The following is a 3,036-nucleotide window of genomic DNA, read 5'->3' on the forward strand; positions in this document are numbered from 1 at the left end:
CCTTTTTCGATCAAAAGGCAGCACCCAAAAACTTTTCTTGTTTTTTATCAATGATTTATTTTCAAACAGTCTCTTATCAACTGGCGATTGGACACCGTCTTCTCAGACGCGCTCCACCTCGGATGTGAAAATATATCCCATGCCGCGCACGGTGCGGATCAGGTTGTCCGCATCCGCGCCCAGCTTGCGGCGCAGGCGGCTGACCAGCACATCCACGCTGCGGTCAGACACATCACCCAGACGCGTGCGTGACAGTTCCAAAAGCCGGTCCCGCCCGATCACGCGCTGCGGATTGTCAAGGAAACTGGTCAGCAGGTCATGTTCCGCACCGGAAATCTCCACCGCGGCACCTGACGGGTCCGTCAGTTCGCGTCGGCGCAGGTCCAGCGTCCAGCCGGAAAAACGCAACGTCTCCTTGCGGGGGCGCCCGGCACTTGGTGTGGTGATGCCACCACCACGCCGTCGCAGGACCGCACGCACACGCGCCAGCAGTTCCTTCTGCCCGAATGGCTTGGGCACATAATCATCGGCGCCAAGTTCCAGCCCCAGCACACGATCGAGTTCTTCCCCCCGTGCGGACACCATGATGATCGGCACCTCGCTGACATCCGTGCCACCTGCGGGAAGCGCGCCCTCGCCCGAACGCAGGGCACGGCACAAATCAAGGCCATTCGTCCCCGGAAGCATGACGTCAAGGATGATCAGGTCAGCAGGCTGCGCCGCCAGCGCATCCCACATTTCCGATGCGTCCTGCACCCCACGCACGCGATAGCCATCACCCTGCAACGCCCGTACGATCAGGGTACGGACGCCTGCATCGTCCTCGACAACAACGATACGGGCGGGAAGATCAGGTTCAACAGATGGATGTGTGGTCATGCCTGGCAGTATTTCCCTGAAATTCAAGACTGATCGCTGAACGTGCAGCTTTCACCTTATCCAACGTGTGGAACGGGCAAAAGGGTGCGTCATATGTCATAAAATGTCAGGGGGTGGCGCAACGCGCCCGCAAATTACCACAGCGGGAGGGGTGTGGGCACGCCTGTCGCGTCATGCAAGAAGCCCTGCCTGACAGACATCATGCAGCCGGCATCATGAAAATAATCATAAATGCCCAGCAGGGCTTATTGCAGAAAACCCAGAGATTGTTTGAAAAGTCAGCCTCGATAACATACTGAAATTAAAAAGGTTTTTTTGTGAGGCTTTTTCCAAAAAGCTTCAGAAGACACTGCCTTTTTCGATCAAAAGGCGGCATCCAAAAACTTTTCCTGTTTTTTATCAACGGCGTGTTTTCAAACACTCTCTCAGAAAATTTCAGGGGGATGCCGCCTTCCCGCGAGAAGTCGGCATCCATGATTTTTCTGTCTTATCAAACGGGGACTCTACAAAAGTCCCTTCAGGACGGCGCACCCAGCTTGAGCACCCAGAACTGTGCGATATCACGCGCGCCATTGTCGCCGCCGACGCCCTTCAGCGTGGCGATCGCGGCAGCCTTCTGCCCTGCGGCAGCCTGCGCCAGGCCAAGGTGCAGCTTTGCGATGTTGAGGTCGGTCGGGCCTTTCGCAATGCCCGCATTCATCACCTGCAGGCCCTTGTCCGCCTGACCAAACGTCACATAGTTATAGCCCGTCGTCACCAGCGCGTTGCCATTGGGGGACTGCTGGGCCTGCGTTTCCGCCGTGGCGATGTTCGCCTTGCGGTCCGCCACCGTCTGGGTGATCATCTGCTTCAGGCGGTCTTCACGCGCGGCGCCCGCATCATGACCCAGCACGTTCGCGCCATACCCTTCGTTCATCACGTCAAGCGCGATCTGGGGCAGGCCCGCCTGCATCGCGAGTTCGGCAATGTCGATATATTCCGCCGGCGTCTTCACCAGACCTGCCGCCAGACGCACGCGGTCAATGTCCAGACGCAGCGCAGGCGCCATATGCTGGTTGCTCAGCACCGAATGCACAACCTGCGCCCAGTAATCAGGCTTGGGATAATAGGTTGCCAGCGCGACATAGGTCTGCATCAGCGCCGCCTGGTCATGCGTCTGCGCCTGACAGGCCGCCAGAAGCTGAAGCTGGTTTTCGGTGGGCTTCGTGCCTGCCTTCGCCTGCACGTTGATCTGCGCCTGCTGCGCGCGTGCGGCGTTGGCGTAATCCTTCTGCAGGTAATAGGCCTGGATCAGGATGGTGTACATCTGCGGATTTGCGCCACCCGCCTTGATATATTTCTCCGCAACCTGCGCGGCGCGGGGATAATCCTTGGCGGTATAGGCCATGGAGGCTTCGGCCAGCGCCATCTGTTCCTTGGTGGCCGCGGGTGTACGGCTTGATGCGATCAGCTTGTCATAGGCTGAGATCGCCGCGTTGACATCACCCGACTGCGCCGCGACGGCTGCGCGCATCTGGTCAATGGTATAGGATTCATATTCGGTCTTGCCAGACACAGCCTCGGCCGCGTCCACGGCTGCCATCGCCTGCGGGTATTTGTGGGCGGCAAGCGCCGTCTGCGCGGTCTGGAGGTTCTTGCCCACCTTCTCGCCCAGTTCGTCTGCGGCCTGCGCGGGCTGCACCATCAGGAACACGGACAGCGGCAACGCCGTCACCGCACCGGCCAACAGCATGCCACGCACCCGGAACGACGATTTCAACTTACTGCTTTTCAACTTATTGTCCTTTCCATGAATTCGGTCATGACCCGTAATCGCGGACCGTGCCGCGCATTGCATGAATGACAGCGCAATCTTCACCACCCCGCAAGGAGGGGCGCGCGGGTATCTGCGTGCGCCATGCCCGTAAAATGGCACGGGCCGGCGTCATGACCAACGCCGGCCTTGCCAGTACGGATGCACGACACGCGACCGATCCCCGCCGCGCACGTCAGTACTCAGCCGTTGGGATCAATGTGGCGATAACCGCCAAGCAGCACGGACTGCACATCGGCCGCAAAATTGCGGACCTCGTCCATCGCGCCCTTGTTACGGCGCACCAGCAGGTTGTAGCCAAGAACCGCCGGAACCGCGGTGCCAAGGCCGATGGCCGTCATGAT

Annotated in this window: 2 protein-coding genes and 1 pseudogene; all 3 read right to left on the reverse strand. The window is 59.3% G+C overall.

All coding sequences use genetic code 11. The annotated features are described in order from the left end of the window. Positions 1 to 102: 102 nt before the first annotated feature. Positions 103 to 879 (reverse strand): response regulator, encoded by a 777-nt coding sequence (locus B7G66_RS16920; RefSeq protein ID WP_003617054.1) that lies wholly within the window; start codon positions 877 to 879, stop codon positions 103 to 105. Positions 880 to 1,396: 517 nt separating this feature from the next. Next, entirely contained in the window at positions 1,397 to 2,611 is a 1,215-nt protein-coding gene (locus tag B7G66_RS16925) for a tetratricopeptide repeat protein (RefSeq protein WP_048859451.1), read from the reverse strand. A gap of 263 nt (positions 2,612 to 2,874) precedes the next feature. After that, positions 2,875 to 3,036, reverse strand: a pseudogene (locus B7G66_RS18870) (MotA/TolQ/ExbB proton channel family protein); the annotation flags it as partial.

Origin of the sequence: Novacetimonas hansenii JCM 7643, assembly GCF_000964405.1 — a bacterium.
Taxonomy (GTDB): Bacteria; Pseudomonadota; Alphaproteobacteria; order Acetobacterales; family Acetobacteraceae; genus Novacetimonas; species Novacetimonas hansenii.

Coding starts and splice junctions, on each gene's coding strand:
- B7G66_RS16920 (WP_003617054.1), bottom strand. CDS start 879: ATGACCACACATCCATCTGTTGAACCTGATCTTCCCGCCCGTATCGTT.
- B7G66_RS16925 (WP_048859451.1), bottom strand. CDS start 2,611: ATGCTGTTGGCCGGTGCGGTGACGGCGTTGCCGCTGTCCGTGTTCCTG.